The organism is Citrobacter braakii, from assembly GCF_009648935.1.
GTDB classification, from domain to species: Bacteria; Pseudomonadota; Gammaproteobacteria; order Enterobacterales; family Enterobacteriaceae; genus Citrobacter; species Citrobacter braakii.
This window is the reverse complement of the sequence record NZ_CP045771.1, coordinates 1,415,236-1,434,551: the sequence shown is the minus strand read 5'-3', so window position 1 is coordinate 1,434,551 and position 19,316 is coordinate 1,415,236. Positions and strand designations below refer to the sequence as shown.

Below are 19,316 nucleotides of genomic sequence, written 5' to 3'. Positions count from 1 at the left end.
TTTTTGCAATAAGAATTAAATCTTCATATAAGACAAAACGTTGGTATATAGCACTCAACGTATAATAAAATTATTATAGATTTTCCTCACATATCCACGATTTGAAATTAGCATTTTTTCAGTTCTTCGTAACAGCGCGCTTTCTTTTCATTATTCTCACGTCATCAATATTAACGTACGAAATCGTTATCACGCGTCCGGTTTGATTTTTAAATTTTTTGCGCCGAAATGTGGCTTACGTTTCAATTTTGCACCACTTCAGGGCGCTGCATTTATTTTTTCCTGTCTACACTCTGGATATTGCGTCGAATAATCGTGCGCAAAAACCTGGCACTACCTTTGCTTAAAAGAGTATGGCCATAGCCACAGACAGGTAAAAGACGTTTTCAGAACGTTTCCATAACAATAATTCCTCCACACAGGATGCTCTATGAAAAAGATGATAATAGCCAGCCTGGCTGCGGCCGGCGTGCTGCTTGCGGTTGCAAATCAGGCACATGCCGGCGCAACACTTGATGCCGTAAAGAAAAAAGGTTTTGTGCAGTGTGGGATCAGTGACGGGTTGCCTGGCTTTTCTTATGCCGATGCAAGCGGTAAGTTCTCAGGTATTGATGTCGACGTATGTCGTGGCGTTGCCTCCGCCGTATTTGGCGATGATAGCAAAGTAAAATATACCCCGCTCACCGCCAAGGAACGCTTTACCGCACTACAATCTGGTGAAGTCGACATGCTCTCTCGTAATACCACCTGGACCTCCTCTCGTGACGCAGGAATGGGAATGTCTTTCACTGGCGTAACGTATTACGACGGCATTGGTTTTCTTACCCACAATAAAGCGGGTCTTAAGAGTGCTAAAGAGCTGGATGGCGCAACGGTTTGTATCCAGGCAGGAACAGATACCGAACTGAACGTGGCTGACTACTTTAAAGCCAACAACATGAAGTACACCCCTGTCACCTTTGACCGCTCGGATGAATCAGCTAAAGCTCTGGAATCTGGACGCTGCGACACGCTGGCTTCCGACCAGTCTCAGTTGTACGCCCTGCGAATCAAGCTGAGTAATCCTGCGGAGTGGATTGTCCTGCCAGAAGTTATTTCTAAAGAACCGCTGGGACCTGTTGTACGTCGTGGAGACGATGAGTGGTTCTCCATTGTTCGCTGGACGCTGTTCGCCATGCTGAATGCGGAAGAAATGGGCGTTAACTCGAAAAACGTCGATGAAAAAGCGGCTAATCCTGCAACGCCGGATATGGCACACCTGTTAGGCAAAGAAGGGGATTATGGCAAGGATCTGAAGCTTGATAACAAATGGGCTTACAACATTATCAAGCAGGTAGGTAACTACTCGGAGATCTTTGAGCGTAACGTGGGATCGGAAAGCCCACTGAAGATCAAACGTGGACAGAACAACCTCTGGAATAACGGTGGCATTCAATATGCGCCACCGGTGCGCTAATGCGTAGTGATGTAACGGGCGCCGCGACTGCGGCGCTCAGTCCAGAGCCATAGTTACCGAGGTTTTCTTATGTTCCATCGCCGCTCAATCGTAAAAGGATCGTTATCCTTTTCTAACCCTGCGGTCCGCGCCTGGTTATTTCAAATACTTGCCGTCATTGCAGTCATCAGCATTGCGGTCTATCTCATCCATAACACGATAAATAACCTGAATAATAGCGGTATTACCTCGGGATTCTCTTTTCTCGATCGCAGCGCCGGATTTGGTATTGTCCAGCATCTGATCGATTACGAGCAAGGCGATACGTATGGCCGTGTCTTTATCGTTGGCCTGCTCAATACGCTATTAGTTTCTGCACTGTGCATTGTTTTCGCATCAATTCTCGGTTTCTTTCTCGGACTGGCACGCCTGTCAGATAACTGGTTATTACGAAAGCTCTCGACGATCTACATCGAAACGTTCCGCAATATACCGCCGCTGCTGCAGATCTTCTTTTGGTATTTCGCCGTATTACGTAACCTGCCCGGCCCACGTCAGGCCGTTAACGCGCTGGACTTGATGTTTCTGAGTAACCGGGGACTCTATATTCCGGCACCGCAAATAGGAGAAGGATTTTTTGCCTTTTGCTGCGCTGTAATTATCATTATCGTCGTCACTATCGGGCTATTTCGCTACAACAGAATGCACCAGACTAAAACCGGTCAGCTACGCCGGACCTGGCCCACGGCTCTGGCGCTGATCGTGCTTTTACCGATGATCTCACAATGGCTGTTTGGCGCAGCGCTTCACTGGGATATCCCCGCCCTTCACGGTTTTAACTTCCGTGGCGGTATGGTGCTTATTCCCGAATTGGCTGCCCTGACGCTGGCGCTTTCAGTGTATACCTCGGCGTTTATTGCAGAAATTATTCGAGCGGGAATCCAGGCCGTTCCTTATGGCCAACATGAAGCAGCATGCTCGCTGGGTCTACCAAATCCGGTGACACTGCGCCAGGTGATCATCCCACAGGCGCTGCGCGTCATCATTCCCCCATTAACCAGCCAGTATCTGAATATCGTCAAAAACTCCTCACTTGCGGCTGCCATTGGCTATCCGGATATGGTTTCACTGTTTGCCGGCACGGTACTCAATCAAACAGGTCAAGCCATTGAAACTATTGCTATCACGATGTCGGTGTACCTGATCATCAGCCTGAGCATTTCTCTGCTGATGAATATTTATAACCGCCGTATTGCACTGATTGAGCGCTAAGGAGCCATGATGACAAAAGCACTGCTGTCTCACCCCTCGCGTCAGAACAGTAACCCGGCAAGCCGCAGTCTACTCTGGATGCGTAAAAACCTGTTCTCCAGTTGGTCAAATAGCCTGCTCACGCTGCTGTGCGTTTGGCTGATTTGGTCATTTCTTCCGCCACTGATGAACTGGGTATTCTTTCAGGCCAATTGGGTCGGTTCAACCCGCGCAGACTGCACCAAAGCAGGGGCTTGCTGGGTGTTCATTCATGAACGCTTTGGGCAATTCATGTATGGACTTTATCCCCACGATCAGCGCTGGCGCGTAAATCTGGCCCTGATCATTGGCCTGGCCTCTATCGTCCCTATGTTCTGGAAATCTATTCCTCACCGTGGCCGCTATATCGCCGTCTGGGCCGTCGTTTATCCCGTGGTGGTCTGGTGGTTGATGTACGGTGGTTTTTTCGGACTTGAGCGCGTAGAAACCCGACAGTGGGGCGGATTAACACTGACGCTTATCATTGCATCCGTGGGGATTGCGGGCGCGCTTCCGTGGGGTATTTTACTGGCGCTTGGACGTCGGTCTCATATGCCAGTCGTGCGGATTTTATCCGTCATTTTCATTGAGTTCTGGCGCGGTGTGCCGTTGATTACCGTCCTTTTTATGTCCTCGGTCATGCTTCCTCTGTTTATGTCCGAAGGGACCAGTATCGACAAACTTATCCGGGCGCTGGTCGGCGTGATTCTTTTCCAGTCGGCGTATGTCGCAGAAGTGGTTCGCGGAGGGTTACAGGCCCTACCAAAAGGTCAGTATGAAGCCGCTGAATCACTGGCGTTAGGGTACTGGAAAACGCAAGGGCTGGTCATTCTTCCGCAAGCCCTCAAGCTGGTTATTCCGGGTCTGGTTAACACGATTATCGCCCTGTTTAAGGATACCAGTCTGGTCATCATCATCGGCCTGTTTGATCTCTTCAGTAGCGTGCAGCAGGCAACTGTGGACCCTGCATGGTTGGGGATGTCGACGGAAGGATATGTTTTCGCTGCACTGATTTACTGGATCTTCTGTTTTAGCATGTCGCGTTACAGCCAACATCTGGAAAAACGTTTTAACACCGGGCGTACACCGCACTGAGGAATTTATGAGCCAATTATTAATGCCGTCTACCGACGCGATGATTACGCTGGAAAACGTCAACAAATGGTACGGACAGTTTCACGTCCTGAAAAACATCAACCTGAAGGTAAAGCAGGGAGAACGCATCGTATTATGCGGACCTTCCGGTTCGGGTAAATCGACAACTATCCGCTGTATCAACCACCTGGAAGAGCATCAGCAAGGACGTATTGTGGTGGATGGGATCGAACTCAATGAAGATATCCGCAATATTGAGCGCGTCAGACAAGAAGTTGGCATGGTCTTTCAGCACTTTAATCTCTTTCCTCATTTGACGGTCCTGCAAAACTGCACGCTGGCACCGATCTGGGTGCAAAAGATGCCAAAAAAAGAGGCTGAAGCTCTGGCAATGCACTACCTTGAGCGAGTTCGCATTGCTGAACATGCGCATAAATATCCTGGGCAAATCTCTGGTGGGCAGCAACAGCGTGTAGCCATTGCACGCTCGCTGTGCATGAAACCTAAAATTATGTTATTCGATGAACCCACATCAGCGTTGGATCCTGAAATGGTAAAAGAAGTGCTTGATACCATGATAGGTCTGGCGCAATCAGGCATGACCATGCTGTGTGTTACCCATGAAATGGGCTTTGCCCGCACAGTGGCCGACCGGGTGATCTTTATGGATCTTGGCGAGATTGTTGAACAGGCAGCACCGGATGAGTTTTTTGCTCACCCCAAATCTGAACGCACGCGTGCGTTTTTGTCGCAGGTTATCCATTAAAGCCATGCGCCGGATACAGCACTGGCGTTTAACAGATAAAACAAAAGGCCCAGTCGAAAGACTGGGCCTTTTGTTTTTATTTGATGTCTGGCAGTTCCCTACTCTCGCATGGGGAGACCCCACACTACCATCGGCGCTACGGCGTTTCACTTCTGAGTTCGGCATGGGGTCAGGTGGGACCACCGCGCTACAGCCGCCAGACAAATTCTTTTCTAAGTGCCAAACTTTAACCGAAAAACTGGTGCTGATACCCAGAGTCGAACTGGGGACCTCACCCTTACCAAGGGTGCGCTCTACCAACTGAGCCATATCAGCACACTAAATTTGATGCCTGGCAGTTCCCTACTCTCGCATGGGGAGACCCCACACTACCATCGGCGCTACGGCGTTTCACTTCTGAGTTCGGCATGGGGTCAGGTGGGACCACCGCGCTACAGCCGCCAGGCAAATTCTGTTTATCAACACACTTTTCGCATGTCGATGTAATCTGTAATCAAGCTGAATTTCGATGTCTCATCCGCCAAAACATCTTCGGCGTTGTAAGGTTAAGCCTCACGGTTCATTAGTATCGGTTAGCTCAACGTATCGCTACGCTTACACACCCGACCTATCAACGTCGTCGTCTTCAACGTTCCTTCAGGACCCTTAAAGGGTCAGGGAGAACTCATCTCGGGGCAAGTTTCGTGCTTAGATGCTTTCAGCACTTATCTCTTCCGCATTTAGCTACCGGGCAATGCCATTGGCATGACAACCCGAACACCAGTGATGCGTCCACTCCGGTCCTCTCGTACTAGGAGCAGCCCCCCTCAATTCTCCAGCGCCCACGGCAGATAGGGACCGAACTGTCTCACGACGTTCTAAACCCAGCTCGCGTACCACTTTAAATGGCGAACAGCCATACCCTTGGGACCTACTTCAGCCCCAGGATGTGATGAGCCGACATCGAGGTGCCAAACACCGCCGTCGATATGAACTCTTGGGCGGTATCAGCCTGTTATCCCCGGAGTACCTTTTATCCGTTGAGCGATGGCCCTTCCATTCAGAACCACCGGATCACTAAGACCTGCTTTCGCACCTGCTCGAGCCGTCACTCTCGCAGTCAAGCTAGCTTATGCCTTTGCACTAACCTCCTGATGTCCGACCAGGATTAGCTAACCTTCGTGCTCCTCCGTTACTCTTTAGGAGGAGACCGCCCCAGTCAAACTACCCACCAGACACTGTCCGCAACCCGGATTACGGGTCTACGTTAGAACACCAGCCATTAAAGGGTGGTATTTCAAGGTTGGCTCCATGCAGACTGGCGTCCACACTTCAAAGCCTCCCACCTATCCTACACATCAAGGACCAGTGTTCAGTGTCAAGCTATAGTAAAGGTTCACGGGGTCTTTCCGTCTTGCCGCGGGTACACTGCATCTTCACAGCGAGTTCAATTTCACTGAGTCTCGGGTGGAGACAGCCTGGCCATCATTACGCCATTCGTGCAGGTCGGAACTTACCCGACAAGGAATTTCGCTACCTTAGGACCGTTATAGTTACGGCCGCCGTTTACCGGGGCTTCGATCAAGAGCTTCTCCTTACGGATAACCCCATCAATTAACCTTCCGGCACCGGGCAGGCGTCACACCGTATACGTCCACTTTCGTGTTTGCACAGTGCTGTGTTTTTAATAAACAGTTGCAGCCAGCTGGTATCTTCGACTGATTTCAGCTCCATGAGTAAATCACTTCACCTACATATCAGCGTGCCTTCTCCCGAAGTTACGGCACCATTTTGCCTAGTTCCTTCACCCGAGTTCTCTCAAGCGCCTTGGTATTCTCTACCTGACCACCTGTGTCGGTTTGGGGTACGATTTTGTGTTACCTGATGCTTAGAGGCTTTTCCTGGAAGCAGGGCATTTGTTACTTCAGCACCGTAGTGCCTCGTCATCACACCTCAGCGTTAACAAGACTCCGGATTTACCTGGAATCTCCGCCTACATGCTTAAACCGGGACAACCGTCGCCCGGCTAACATAGCCTTCTCCGTCCCCCCCTCGCAGTAACACCAAGTACAGGAATATTAACCTGTTTCCCATCGACTACGCCTTTCGGCCTCGCCTTAGGGGTCGACTCACCCTGCCCCGATTAACGTTGGACAGGAACCCTTGGTCTTCCGGCGTGCGGGTTTTTCACCCGCATTATCGTTACTTATGTCAGCATTCGCACTTCTGATACCTCCAGCAACCCTCACAGGCCACCTTCAACGGCTTACAGAACGCTCCCCTACCCAACAACACATAGTGTCGCTGCCGCAGCTTCGGTGCATGGTTTAGCCCCGTTACATCTTCCGCGCAGGCCGACTCGACCAGTGAGCTATTACGCTTTCTTTAAATGATGGCTGCTTCTAAGCCAACATCCTGGCTGTCTGTGCCTTCCCACATCGTTTCCCACTTAACCATGACTTTGGGACCTTAGCTGGCGGTCTGGGTTGTTTCCCTCTTCACGACGGACGTTAGCACCCGCCGTGTGTCTCCCGTGATAACATTCTTCGGTATTCGCAGTTTGCATCGGGTTGGTAAGTCGGGATGACCCCCTAGCCGAAACAGTGCTCTACCCCCGAAGATGAGTTCACGAGGCGCTACCTAAATAGCTTTCGGGGAGAACCAGCTATCTCCCGGTTTGATTGGCCTTTCACCCCCAGCCACAAGTCATCCGCTAATTTTTCAACATTAGTCGGTTCGGTCCTCCAGTTAGTGTTACCCAACCTTCAACCTGCCCATGGCTAGATCACCGGGTTTCGGGTCTATACCCTGCAACTTAACGCCCAGTTAAGACTCGGTTTCCCTTCGGCTCCCCTATTCGGTTAACCTTGCTACAGAATATAAGTCGCTGACCCATTATACAAAAGGTACGCAGTCACCCCATAAAGAGGCTCCCACTGCTTGTACGTACACGGTTTCAGGTTCTTTTTCACTCCCCTCGCCGGGGTTCTTTTCGCCTTTCCCTCACGGTACTGGTTCACTATCGGTCAGTCAGGAGTATTTAGCCTTGGAGGATGGTCCCCCCATATTCAGACAGGATACCACGTGTCCCGCCCTACTCTTCGAGTTCACAACACATGCACTTTTGTGTACGGGGCTATCACCCTGTATCGCCGGACTTTCCAGACCGTTCCACTACCACACATGCTGATTCAGACTCTGGGCTGCTCCCCGTTCGCTCGCCGCTACTGGGGGAATCTCGGTTGATTTCTTTTCCTCGGGGTACTTAGATGTTTCAGTTCCCCCGGTTCGCTTCATTACGCTATGTATTCACGCAATGATAGTGTGACGAATCACACTGGGTTTCCCCATTCGGAAATCGCCGGTTATAACGGTTCATATCACCTTACCGACGCTTATCGCAGATTAGCACGTCCTTCATCGCCTCTGACTGCCAGGGCATCCACCGTGTACGCTTAGTCGCTTAACCTCACAACCCGAAGATGTTTCGTAAAACACTTCAGTGTTGCAAAAATTTGAGAGACTCGAACACACCGCTTTTCATTTCTTGTTTACGGAGAAATGAAACAGTGTGTCGTTTCAATTTTCAGCTTGATCCAGATTTTTAAAGAGCAAAACTTCGCAGTGAACCTTTTCAGGTACACTCTGAAGTTTTCTTGTGTTTTTGCAGTAAAGGATGGTGGAGCTATGCGGGATCGAACCGCAGACCTCCTGCGTGCAAAGCAGGCGCTCTCCCAGCTGAGCTATAGCCCCATCGTAATTAAATCTCGTTTAACCTTAATTTCTGTTGAGGCAAGACGTGGTGACGCGAAGCATACTGAAGTATGTGAGCGTCGCCGCAACGCAGCATCAGCAGAAATTTGGTAGGCCTGAGTGGACTTGAACCACCGACCTCACCCTTATCAGGGGTGCGCTCTAACCACCTGAGCTACAAGCCTGCAGAGATTTTCTTACTGCTAATTTTCATCAGACAATCTGTGTGAGCACTACAAAGAACGTTTCTTTAAGGTAAGGAGGTGATCCAACCGCAGGTTCCCCTACGGTTACCTTGTTACGACTTCACCCCAGTCATGAATCACAAAGTGGTAAGCGCCCTCCCGAAGGTTAAGCTACCTACTTCTTTTGCAACCCACTCCCATGGTGTGACGGGCGGTGTGTACAAGGCCCGGGAACGTATTCACCGTGGCATTCTGATCCACGATTACTAGCGATTCCGACTTCATGGAGTCGAGTTGCAGACTCCAATCCGGACTACGACATACTTTATGAGGTCCGCTTGCTCTCGCGAGGTCGCTTCTCTTTGTATATGCCATTGTAGCACGTGTGTAGCCCTACTCGTAAGGGCCATGATGACTTGACGTCATCCCCACCTTCCTCCAGTTTATCACTGGCAGTCTCCTTTGAGTTCCCGGCCGAACCGCTGGCAACAAAGGATAAGGGTTGCGCTCGTTGCGGGACTTAACCCAACATTTCACAACACGAGCTGACGACAGCCATGCAGCACCTGTCTCAGAGTTCCCGAAGGCACCAAAGCATCTCTGCTAAGTTCTCTGGATGTCAAGAGTAGGTAAGGTTCTTCGCGTTGCATCGAATTAAACCACATGCTCCACCGCTTGTGCGGGCCCCCGTCAATTCATTTGAGTTTTAACCTTGCGGCCGTACTCCCCAGGCGGTCGACTTAACGCGTTAGCTCCGGAAGCCACGCCTCAAGGGCACAACCTCCAAGTCGACATCGTTTACGGCGTGGACTACCAGGGTATCTAATCCTGTTTGCTCCCCACGCTTTCGCACCTGAGCGTCAGTCTTTGTCCAGGGGGCCGCCTTCGCCACCGGTATTCCTCCAGATCTCTACGCATTTCACCGCTACACCTGGAATTCTACCCCCCTCTACAAGACTCTAGCCTGCCAGTTTCGGATGCAGTTCCCAGGTTGAGCCCGGGGATTTCACATCCGACTTGACAGACCGCCTGCGTGCGCTTTACGCCCAGTAATTCCGATTAACGCTTGCACCCTCCGTATTACCGCGGCTGCTGGCACGGAGTTAGCCGGTGCTTCTTCTGCGAGTAACGTCAATTGCTGTAGTTATTAACCACAACACCTTCCTCCTCGCTGAAAGTACTTTACAACCCGAAGGCCTTCTTCATACACGCGGCATGGCTGCATCAGGCTTGCGCCCATTGTGCAATATTCCCCACTGCTGCCTCCCGTAGGAGTCTGCACCGTGTCTCAGTTCCAGTTTGGCTGGTCATCCTCTCAGACCCGCTAGGGATCGTCGCCTAGGTCAGCCGTTACCCCACCTACTAGCTAATCCCATCTGGGCACATCCGATGGCAAGAGGCCCGAAGGTCCCCCTCTTTGGTCTTGCGACGTTATGCGGTATTAGCTACCGTTTCCAGTAGTTATCCCCCTCCATCGGGCAGTTTCCCAGACATTACTCACCCGTCCGCCACTCGTCACCCAAGGAGCAAGCTCCTCTGTGCTACCGTTCGACTTGCATGTGTTAGGCCTGCCGCCAGCGTTCAATCTGAGCCATGATCAAACTCTTCAATTTAAGTTTGATGCTCGTGAATTAAACTTCGTAATGAATTACGTGTTCACTCAGAGACTTGGTATTCATTTTTCGTCTTGCGACGTTAAGAATCCGTATCTTCGAGTGCCCACACAGATTGTCTGATAAATTGTTAAAGAGCAGTTGCGACGCGCTTTAGCGCTCTGTCGCGAGGTGGCGTATATTACGCTTTCCTCTTTCAGAGTCAACCCTCATTTTCAGGTTTTTCTCTTCAACCGAACCGGCTGTTTGCGTGAAGTGATTCACATCCGCCGTGTCGATGGAGGCGCATTATAGGGATCCCATTTTTTAGCACAAGTATTTTTTGGATCTTTTTTGCTGAGTGCTTGTTTTTCACCCCTTTCGCTATATTCCTGCGCAATTTGGCTGATTTTTGATAGCTAAATCACTTGCACAGTCTCAATAATCCAACCAAAGTCTTCATTACTGCTCTATTTTCATTGAGGTAAACATGTCTGATGTATTACGTCCTTATAAGGATCTTTTCCCACAGATCGGAAGACGCGTGATGATCGATACCAGTAGCGTCGTCATTGGTGATACTCGTTTGGCTGATGACGTCGGGATTTGGCCGTTGGTTGCGATTCGTGGCGACGTCAACTATGTACAAATCGGCGCCCGTACAAACATTCAGGACGGCAGCGTTCTCCATGTCACACATAAATCCACATCTAATCCGCAAGGTAATCCATTGATCGTGGGTGAGGATGTGACGGTCGGTCATAAAGTCATGCTACACGGCTGCATCATTGGCAACCGCGTATTGGTCGGTATGGGATCAATTTTACTGGACGGCGTAGTGGTAGAAGACGACGTTATGATTGGGGCAGGAAGCCTGGTGCCGCAAAACAAACGCCTGGAGAGTGGATATCTGTACCTGGGTAGTCCGGTTAAACAGATCCGGCCATTAAGTGACGAAGAGAAAGCTGGCTTAAAATACTCTGCTAACAACTACGTTAAATGGAAAGATGAGTATTTAAATCAGAGTAACCAAACCCAACCCTGAGAGTTTTCCTGCTGGTCCTGGATCAATGCTTCGGCCTCTTCTTCCAGGTCCCAGCGATGCTGTTGAAAGGTTTCCAGCCATTGTTCAGGCGTGCAGCCGCCAAAGCGGGACGCCAACGTCTCCCCTGATATAGCGCATGTTAACTGCATACCATGGACCAACGCCGGGAAAACAACGGCGCTAATATCCGTCCGCCATTCTTCTCGATCGGGAAACTGGATCGCCTGATTCATGCCGACATTTCCTGTTGCATGCTTTTGATGACGGGCTCAATCTGTGGCAATACACCATGCCAGAGTAAAACGGCGTGCGCTGCTTGTCCCACCAGCATCCCCAGACCATCGGCATACTGTTTCGCCCCATGTTCAGCACACCAGGAAAGGAACGGTGTATTCCCTTGCTGATAAAACATGTCATAGCAATAGACAGATGAGTGAATAAGCGATGTCGGAATGGCTGGTACCTCACCGCTAATTCCGCTGGATGTCGCATTAATAATTAAATCAAAACTGTAATTATCAAGCTCGTCCATACCCACCGCCTGCACGCTGCCGGTATGGGAGAAGATTTGTGCCAGTTCTTCTGCGCGCGAAGCAGTACGGTTAACGATGGTTACCGCACAATCCAGAGAAAGAAGAGGTAATAAAACCCCACGGGATGCGCCACCGGCACCAATCAACAGAACTCGTGATCCGGGGCGAATGAAAGATAAACGTTCAAGATCGCTTAATAAGCCGATACCATCCGTGTTATCTCCCAGTAAACGCCCATCCTCAAGTCGTTTAAGAGTGTTGACCGCTCCAGCAAGCGATGCCCGCTCCGTTAATTCATCGGCACGCGCAAACGCCTCTTCTTTAAAAGGCACAGTGACATTTGCCCCCTTCCCACCCTCAGCAAAAAAGGCATTCAGCGTATTCACAAAATCATTGATAGGTGCCAGTACACGTCCATAGGAATGATCAATTTTCAACTGCTCTGCAAATTGCTGATGAATAAAGGGCGATTTACTGTGCGCTATCGGATTACCAAAAACAGCATAGGCTTCTTTCATATTACCCCTGTCGAAACTGTTCACCGGTCAGAGCATCACGGATCTCCGAAGGATTCAAACGCCCTCCAGTCTCCCCTTCAACTACAGGAAAGTCTGTACCAAACTGCGCGCGGACTTCGTCTACCGTTCTGCAAGGCGGTAAGCCACTCAAATTAGCACTGGTGGAGACTAACGGTTTGCCATAAGCCTGGCACAATGCAACCACCAGCGGATGATCGGTGACTCGCACGGCCAGCGAGTCAAAACGACCGGTCAACCAACGAGGCGTAGTCGCAGGCGCAGGGAAAACGAAGGTGACAGGACCAGGCCAGCGAGCGAACACAGCCTCACGTTGAGCATCAGTAAGCGTGCTATCGTCAATATAGGGCTTGAGCTGGTCAAAATTTGCCGCAATCAAAATTAAGCCTTTATCGACTGGGCGTTGTTTTAGCTCCAACAGACGGGTAACAGCCGTTTCACTGTCGGGATCGCAGCCGACACCAAATACAGCTTCTGTTGGATAGGCGATGACTTTTTCTTGTTTCAGAACCGCTATCGCAGCAGCGATAGGGCCTGTGGGCAGGTTATTATTCACTTTTTTATTCCGCCGAGAACGGCTTTCCACATTGTTTACTGGCACAGAAATGCTTCACACCCTGCGCGGTTTTCTTTTCGATGAGTAGCGGATAATGGCACTCAGGACACTCTCCGGCTAACGGTTTGAAGTTAATGACAAACTGGCACTCCGGATAGCGATCGCAGGAGTAAAACGTTTTGCCATAACGGGAACGCCGCTGGACCAGGTGGCCAGTCTGGCATTGAGGACAGACTATTGCTGTTTCATCTGGCTTGTCGATAAGTTCGGTGTGTTCACACGTTGGATAATCGCTGCATCCAATAAACATCCCGAATCTTCCCTGTCTCAGCACCAGCTCGGCGCCACATGCAGGACAAAGCTTACCCTCCAGAACTTTGACAATATGTCCGTCCGCGGAAGATTTCAGCGGACGGATGTAATCGCATTCTGGATAGTGTGAACAACCGAGAAACGGACCGTGTTTCCCGGAACGAATAACCAGTTCAGCCCCGCATTGTGGACAGGGCTCGTTTTTACGCACCGTAAACAGTGCTGATTTAGCCATAACAACTCATACTGAATGAAGATTGATTAATGCAGCATACCTTCATTCACTTCAAAGAGTAATTCTTCCATTTGCTGATAGGCATTTTCACAACCAGGAATATTGAAAAGCACCATCAGGATCACCCACTTCAGGTCTTCCAGATCGAACTCTGCCGTATCCAGCGCGAGTACGCGCTCAATGACCATTTCTCGTGTTTCGAGGTTTAGCACCTGAATCTGTTCCAGGAATAGCAGGAACCCTCTACAGCTTGCATCCAGTCGATCGCACTCTTCTGCGGTATAAATACGTATAGAAAGAGGATCAGATGCCAGCTGCATAGGTTCGGCAAGACCATCCTGATAATCAGCAAGCTTTTCCAGCCAAAGTAACGCGTTGTAGATGTCTTCACGATCAAAACCAGCGTCGGTAAGATCCCGTTCCAGTTTGTCCTGATCCACACGCAGCTCAGCTTCGTTATGGATATATGTCTCAAACAAATACATTAGTACGTCGAACATGGCATGCCCTCCTCAATCGGACATAGCCGCCGGGTACAGCTGCGATCCATCCTGCTAACTCCAGTTCGAGCAGTTGAGCCACTACCTCTGGCACAGGTTGGCCGGCACGTTCAGCGACGACGTCAACAGGTGTTACCTCATCTCCTACGTTAGCCAGGAGCTCCGGAAATGGCAATGCCACCTCTTCGTGATCTGGCGAATAAATTGATTTTTCAGGTTCATCTGGCAACCATTGCAGCCCATATTGCAAATTTTCCAGAATTTCTTCTGGGGCCGTCACAAGCGTGGCTCCCTGCTGAATAAGCCAATGTGGACCTTCACTTCCCGGACTTCCAATCGGTCCAGGCAACGCAAAAACCTCCCGCCCTTGTTCCAGTGCACAACGCGCAGTGACCAGTGACCCGCTACGCTGAGCAGCTTCTACGACCAGGACTCCTTTACTTAGACCACTAATAATGCGATTTCGTCGGGGAAAATTGCGCGGCAAAGGAAGCGTATCTAATGGGAACTCAGACACCAGTGCGCCTCCAGCCTCAATCAGTCGTTTAGCCAGACTGACATGCTGTCGTGGATGAATGGTCTCAAGCCCATTTCCCAGCACCGCAATACTCGTGCCCTCTCGGTTTATCGCAGCATTGTGCGCCACACCATCAATCCCCCGGGCCAGGCCGCTAGTGATCGTCACGCCGCATGCTGCAAGCTTTTCACAAAACAGCCGCCCCCAGCGTTCGCCATACCAGGAGTGCTGTCGGCTACCGACGACGGCAACCTGAAACGAGCTAAGGCATATGGGATTTCCTGCCACAAAAAGCACCCCAGGATAATCCTCAATTGCACGGAGCTGTGCCGGATAATGCTCGCTGTCGGCAACCACAAAATGATGGTTGGGCTGTTCAAGCCAGCGCAGCGTTTTTTCCAGCGTCTGATCTGGAAAGGTTAAAAAGCGCCGGGCCTGGCGGGGGGAGAGCCCAGCATGATGAAGTACCACGTTGTTAATACACGGCTGAGTATTGAGCCAGTGGGCAACGCGCACCATCTCATCACCATACAGTTCATTCACTTGTGCTAAACGTAGCCAAATTTCGATTTTGGTCATCCCTGTTCCCCTGCCACAAGCAGTCCTGGCAATCTTTGCGATTGGTCACTGATGCTGTCAATCAGAGGGGGTTTTGTCTAGAATAGAGGTAATAATCTTTTCAACTCCTGAACACAACTCTGGATAACTATGTCAGTTTTGCAAGTGTTACATATTCCGGACGAGCGCCTTCGCAAAGTCGCAAAACCGGTCGAAGAAGTGAATGCAGAAATTCAGCGTATCGTTGATGATATGTTCGAAACGATGTACGCCGAAGAAGGTATCGGTCTGGCAGCAACTCAGGTCGATATTCATCAGCGCATCATTGTTATTGATGTCTCTGAAAATCGCGACGAGCAGTTGGTACTCATTAACCCAGAGCTGCTGGAAAAAGACGGCGAAACAGGTATTGAAGAAGGCTGCCTGTCTATTCCCGAACAGCGTGCGTTAGTACCGCGCGCAGAGAAAGTAAAAATTCGTGCGCTCGATCGCAACGGCAAAGCTTTTGAACTGGAAGCCGATGGCTTGCTGGCTATCTGCATTCAACATGAAATGGATCACCTGGTCGGTAAACTGTTTATCGATTATCTGTCTCCGTTGAAGCAACAACGCATTCGTCAGAAAGTTGAAAAACTCGACCGCCTGAACGCCCGAGCTTAAGGACAAGAATCAACGTGTCAGACTCACTACGTATTATTTTTGCGGGTACACCTGACTTTGCAGCGCGTCATCTCGACGCGCTGTTGTCTTCTGGACATAACGTCGTTGGCGTGTTTACCCAACCGGACCGCCCGGCGGGACGCGGTAAAAAGCTGATGCCCAGCCCGGTAAAAGTGCTGGCGGAAGAAAAAGGGATACCGGTTTTCCAACCCGTCTCTCTTCGTCCTCAGGAAAACCAGCAGCTGGTTGCTGATTTACGCGCAGACGTGATGGTAGTGGTAGCATATGGCCTGATACTGCCAAAAGCCGTACTGGAAATGCCGCGTCTGGGTTGTATCAACGTTCACGGTTCCCTGCTTCCACGCTGGCGTGGCGCAGCCCCAATCCAGCGCTCACTGTGGGCAGGCGACGCCGAAACTGGTGTGACCATCATGCAGATGGATGTTGGCCTCGACACCGGTGATATGTTGCTTAAGCTGTCCTGCCCGATAACTGCAGAAGATACCAGCGGTTCGTTATACGATAAGCTGGCAGATTTAGGACCTCAGGGGCTGATTGAAACGCTAAAACAGCTGGCTGCTGGCACGATAAAACCTGTTGTTCAAGATGAATCACTGGTTACGCATGCAGAAAAACTCAGCAAAGAAGAGGCCCGTATCGACTGGTCGCTTTCAGCCGCTCAGTTGGAACGCTGCATCCGCGCCTTTAACCCGTGGCCAATGAGCTGGCTTGAAATCGACGGCCAGCCAGTGAAAGTCTGGCAAGCTACGGTTATTACAGCGAACACACAGGCCGCGCCAGGCACTATTCTTGAGGCGACAAAACAGGGTATCCAGGTCGCAACGGGCGATGGCATCCTGAATCTCGTCTCTTTGCAACCTGCCGGTAAAAAAGCCATGAGCGCGCAGGATCTGCTTAATTCGCGCCGGGAATGGTTTGTACCCGGTAACCGTCTGGTATGACGGTTCATCTCTTTAAGCCCGGTATCTCCGGGCATTTTTATTTTTGCGCTTATGAAAAAACATCTTAATTTACGCAGTATGGCGGCCCAGGCCGTCGAACAGGTTGTCGAAAAGGGACAATCATTAAGCAACGTGCTGCCCGCCATGCAGCAAAAAGTTGCCGATAAAGACAAAGCACTGTTGCAGGAGCTTTGCTTCGGTGTGTTGCGCACACTCTCCCAACTGGAGTGGATGATCCAGCAGTTGATGGAACGTCCAATGACGGGCAAACAGCGCACCGTTCACTATCTGATCATGGTGGGCTTCTACCAACTGCTGCATACTCGTATTCCACCGCATGCTGCTTTGGCAGAGACCGTAGAAGGCGCAGTCGTTATTAAGCGTCCGCAGCTTAAAGGGCTGATCAACGGCGTGCTGCGCCAGTTTCAGCGCCGTCAAGAAGAGCTACTGGCTGAATTCTCTCAAAGCGATTTACGTTTCTTACACCCCTCCTGGCTGGTGAAACGTATTAAGGCCGCTTATCCGCAGCAGTGGGAAGCCATTCTTGAAGCCAATAACCAGCGACCGCCGATGTGGTTACGTGTCAATCGTAACCATCATACGCGCGATGCCTGGCTGGACCTGCTGACCGAAGCGGGATTAACCGGTATCCCGCATCCAGATTACCCGGATGCAGTGCGTCTGGAAACGCCAGCTCCTGTGCACGCCCTCCCAGGTTTTGATGAAGGCTGGGTAACCGTCCAGGATGCTTCCGCTCAAGGATGCATAAACTATCTGTTGCCGGAGGACGGTGAACAGATCCTCGACCTATGCTGTGCGCCGGGGGGCAAAACCACTCACATTCTGGAAGTTGCTCCGCACGCTAACGTAATGGCTGTCGATGTTGATGAAAAACGCTTATCGCGCGTTTTCGACAATCTAAAACGTCTGGGTATGAAGGCAACCGTAAAACAGGGTGATGGCCGCTATCCACAGCAGTGGTGCGGTGAACAACAGTTTGACCGTATTTTGCTGGACGCTCCGTGTTCTGCCACCGGAGTGATCCGTCGCCATCCGGATATCAAATGGCTGCGTCGCGACCGGGATATTGCTGAACTTGCCCAATTGCAGGCTGAAATCCTGAATGCAACCTGGCCACATCTTAAACCTGGCGGCACGCTGGTTTATGCAACCTGCTCTATCCTGCCAGAAGAAAACCAACAGCAAATTGCCGCCTTCCTTGCGCACACGCCAGATGCGGTATTAAGCGTCACTGGTACGCCGGAAAAACCTGGACGTCAGAATTTACCGAGTGCGGAAGATGGTGATGGCTTCTTTTACGCTAAGCTAATCAAAAAGTGATGAGATAACAGGTCGCGACTGATGAAAATTATCATTCTGGGCGCAGGGCAAGTTGGCGGTACGCTGGCTGAAAACCTGGTCGGAGAGAACAACGATATCACGGTAGTCGATACCAATGGTGAGCGCCTGCGTAGCCTGCAGGACAAGTTTGATCTCCGTGTCGTGCAAGGGCATGGTTCGCATCCCCGAGTTCTACGTGAAGCCGGTGCCGACGATGCCGATATGCTGGTTGCCGTAACCAGCTCAGATGAAACAAATATGGTTGCCTGTCAGGTAGCTTATTCACTGTTTAACACGCCTAATCGTATCGCTCGTATTCGTTCACCGGATTACGTTCGTGATGCGGACAAGCTATTTCAATCTGATGCGGTGCCTATCGATCACCTGATTGCGCCTGAGCAACTGGTTATCGATAGCATTTATCGCCTGATTGAATATCCGGGCGCATTGCAGGTAGTGAATTTTGCCGAAGGAAAAGTCAGCCTGGCCGTGGTGAAAGCCTATTACGGTGGGCCGCTGATTGGTAATGCGCTGTCGACAATGCGTGAGCATATGCCGCACATCGATACCCGCGTTGCGGCGATTTTCCGTCATGACCGACCGATCCGTCCGCAAGGTTCTACCATTGTTGAAGCGGGTGATGAAGTTTTCTTCATCGCGGCCTCGCAGCATATTCGCGCCGTAATGAGCGAATTACAGCGTCTGGAAAAGCCTTACAAACGCATTATGTTAGTGGGCGGTGGTAATATTGGCGCCGGGCTGGCACGGCGACTAGAAAAAGATTACAGCGTCAAACTGATTGAACGTAATCAACAGCGCGCATCCGAGCTTGCAGAGAAACTGCAAAATACGATCGTCTTTTTTGGTGATGCCTCGGATCAAGAGCTGCTGGCGGAAGAACATATCGATCAGGTTGATCTGTTCATTGCGGTAACCAACGATGATGAAGCGAATATCATGTCGGCGATGCTTGCCAAACGGATGGGCGCCAAGAAAGTGATGGTGTTGATCCAACGCAGAGCATACGTCGATCTGGTGCAAGGCAGCGTGATCGATATTGCGATTTCACCGCAGCAGGCAACCATCTCTGCGCTGCTCAGTCATGTGCGTAAAGCGGATATTGTTGGTGTATCTTCACTGCGCCGTGGCGTCGCGGAAGCCATTGAAGCCGTTGCACACGGTGATGAAACGACGTCACGGGTTGTGGGTCGCTCAATTGATGAAATTAAACTTCCACCAGGAACCATTATTGGCGCCGTTGTGCGTGGTAACGATGTGATGATTGCCAATGATAACCTGCGTATTGAACAGGGCGATCACGTAATTATGTTCCTGACAGATAAAAAGTTTATTACCGACGTCGAGCGACTATTCCAGCCAAGTCCGTTCTTCCTGTAATAATTTGGGCGCTGAAACTGCGCCTAAATTATTTCCCTTTATTTTTCATGGTTTAATAAATTTTTATT

15 protein-coding genes, 3 tRNA genes and 4 rRNA genes are annotated in these 19,316 nt (G+C 50.6%); 9 read left to right on the top strand and 13 right to left on the bottom strand.

Annotated elements, in window-relative coordinates; genetic code table 11:
• Positions 1–430 precede the first annotated feature (430 nt).
• From GFC06_RS06715 to GFC06_RS06700, 4 genes are all read left to right on the top strand, one after another.
• Positions 431–1,456, top strand: a complete 1,026-nt coding sequence (locus GFC06_RS06715; RefSeq protein ID WP_003025295.1) for an amino acid ABC transporter substrate-binding protein — start codon at positions 431–433, stop codon at positions 1,454–1,456.
• Positions 1,457–1,525: 69 nt separating this feature from the next.
• Positions 1,526–2,707: an amino acid ABC transporter permease gene (locus tag GFC06_RS06710; RefSeq protein ID WP_141875718.1), complete on the top strand. Its 1,182-nt coding sequence runs from the start codon at positions 1,526–1,528 to the stop codon at positions 2,705–2,707.
• A 9-nt stretch (positions 2,708–2,716) separates the two neighbouring features.
• Positions 2,717–3,820, top strand: a complete 1,104-nt coding sequence (locus tag GFC06_RS06705) for an amino acid ABC transporter permease (protein WP_141875726.1) — start codon at positions 2,717–2,719, stop codon at positions 3,818–3,820.
• 7 nt (positions 3,821–3,827) lie between these two features.
• Positions 3,828–4,586, top strand: coding sequence for an amino acid ABC transporter ATP-binding protein (locus tag GFC06_RS06700; protein ID WP_016154732.1), 759 nt, complete (start codon positions 3,828–3,830; stop codon positions 4,584–4,586).
• A gap of 85 nt (positions 4,587–4,671) precedes the next feature.
• Here the strand turns inward: GFC06_RS06700 and rrf (GFC06_RS06695) are convergent.
• From rrf (GFC06_RS06695) to GFC06_RS06665, 7 genes are all read right to left on the bottom strand, one after another.
• Positions 4,672–4,787: ribosomal RNA gene (gene rrf, locus GFC06_RS06695) — 5S ribosomal RNA — on the bottom strand.
• A gap of 38 nt (positions 4,788–4,825) precedes the next feature.
• Positions 4,826–4,901, bottom strand: a tRNA-Thr gene (locus GFC06_RS06690).
• 14 nt (positions 4,902–4,915) lie between these two features.
• Positions 4,916–5,031: ribosomal RNA gene (gene rrf, locus GFC06_RS06685) — 5S ribosomal RNA — on the bottom strand.
• 96 nt (positions 5,032–5,127) lie between these two features.
• Positions 5,128–8,034, bottom strand: a 23S ribosomal RNA gene (locus GFC06_RS06680).
• Between the two features lie 208 nt (positions 8,035–8,242).
• Positions 8,243–8,318, bottom strand: a tRNA-Ala gene (locus tag GFC06_RS06675).
• A gap of 108 nt (positions 8,319–8,426) precedes the next feature.
• Positions 8,427–8,503, bottom strand: a tRNA-Ile gene (locus tag GFC06_RS06670).
• A 71-nt stretch (positions 8,504–8,574) separates the two neighbouring features.
• A 16S ribosomal RNA gene (locus GFC06_RS06665) occupies positions 8,575–10,116 on the bottom strand.
• The 16S, 23S and 5S rRNA genes sit together here with 3 tRNA genes alongside, the layout of an rRNA operon.
• Positions 10,117–10,585: 469 nt before the next feature.
• Between GFC06_RS06665 and GFC06_RS06660 the strand changes: the two genes are divergently transcribed.
• The gene (locus GFC06_RS06660; protein WP_141875821.1) at positions 10,586–11,140 is read left to right on the top strand and encodes a gamma carbonic anhydrase family protein; all 555 of its coding nucleotides are present in this window, start codon (positions 10,586–10,588) and stop codon (positions 11,138–11,140) included.
• Here the strand turns inward: GFC06_RS06660 and GFC06_RS06655 are convergent.
• Genes GFC06_RS06655 through dprA form a run of 6 tightly spaced genes read right to left on the bottom strand, consistent with a single transcriptional unit; the run spans position 11,116 to position 14,908 of the window.
• Positions 11,116–11,373 carry a DUF1488 family protein gene (locus tag GFC06_RS06655; protein ID WP_101701259.1) on the bottom strand — a complete coding sequence of 86 codons (258 nt, stop codon included), beginning with the start codon at positions 11,371–11,373 and terminating at the stop codon, positions 11,116–11,118. The two genes, GFC06_RS06660 and GFC06_RS06655, sit on opposite strands and share 25 nt — an antisense overlap.
• Positions 11,370–12,191 carry a shikimate dehydrogenase gene (gene aroE / locus GFC06_RS06650; RefSeq protein ID WP_016154735.1) on the bottom strand — a complete coding sequence of 274 codons (822 nt, stop codon included), beginning with the start codon at positions 12,189–12,191 and terminating at the stop codon, positions 11,370–11,372. Before aroE ends, GFC06_RS06655 begins: the two co-directional genes overlap by 4 nt.
• Position 12,192: 1 nt before the next feature.
• Positions 12,193–12,765, bottom strand: coding sequence for an L-threonylcarbamoyladenylate synthase type 1 TsaC (gene tsaC, locus GFC06_RS06645; RefSeq protein ID WP_153689968.1), 573 nt, complete (start codon positions 12,763–12,765; stop codon positions 12,193–12,195).
• Between the two features lie 4 nt (positions 12,766–12,769).
• Positions 12,770–13,312, bottom strand: a complete 543-nt coding sequence (locus GFC06_RS06640) for a DNA topoisomerase family protein (RefSeq protein WP_016154737.1) — start codon at positions 13,310–13,312, stop codon at positions 12,770–12,772.
• Positions 13,313–13,338: 26 nt separating this feature from the next.
• Complete coding sequence (gene smg / locus GFC06_RS06635; RefSeq protein ID WP_003031162.1) at positions 13,339–13,812, bottom strand: DUF494 family protein Smg; 474 nt, start codon at positions 13,810–13,812, stop codon at positions 13,339–13,341.
• Positions 13,784–14,908: a DNA-protecting protein DprA gene (gene dprA / locus GFC06_RS06630; RefSeq protein WP_047358918.1), complete on the bottom strand. Its 1,125-nt coding sequence runs from the start codon at positions 14,906–14,908 to the stop codon at positions 13,784–13,786. Before dprA ends, smg begins: the two co-directional genes overlap by 29 nt.
• 129 nt (positions 14,909–15,037) lie before the next feature.
• Between dprA and def the strand changes: the two genes are divergently transcribed.
• The 4 genes from def to trkA are packed head-to-tail and all read left to right on the top strand — an operon-like array spanning position 15,038 to position 19,248.
• A complete protein-coding gene (gene def, locus GFC06_RS06625; protein WP_049281752.1) occupies positions 15,038–15,547 on the top strand; it encodes a peptide deformylase in 510 nt (169 codons plus the stop codon).
• A gap of 14 nt (positions 15,548–15,561) precedes the next feature.
• Positions 15,562–16,509, top strand: a complete 948-nt coding sequence (gene fmt / locus GFC06_RS06620) for a methionyl-tRNA formyltransferase (protein WP_047501513.1) — start codon at positions 15,562–15,564, stop codon at positions 16,507–16,509.
• A gap of 51 nt (positions 16,510–16,560) precedes the next feature.
• Positions 16,561–17,850 carry a 16S rRNA (cytosine(967)-C(5))-methyltransferase RsmB gene (gene rsmB / locus GFC06_RS06615; protein WP_141875818.1) on the top strand — a complete coding sequence of 430 codons (1,290 nt, stop codon included), beginning with the start codon at positions 16,561–16,563 and terminating at the stop codon, positions 17,848–17,850.
• 21 nt (positions 17,851–17,871) lie between these two features.
• A complete protein-coding gene (gene trkA / locus GFC06_RS06610) occupies positions 17,872–19,248 on the top strand; it encodes a Trk system potassium transporter TrkA (RefSeq protein ID WP_003031153.1) in 1,377 nt (458 codons plus the stop codon).
• The last annotated feature ends 68 nt before the right edge of the window (positions 19,249–19,316 follow it).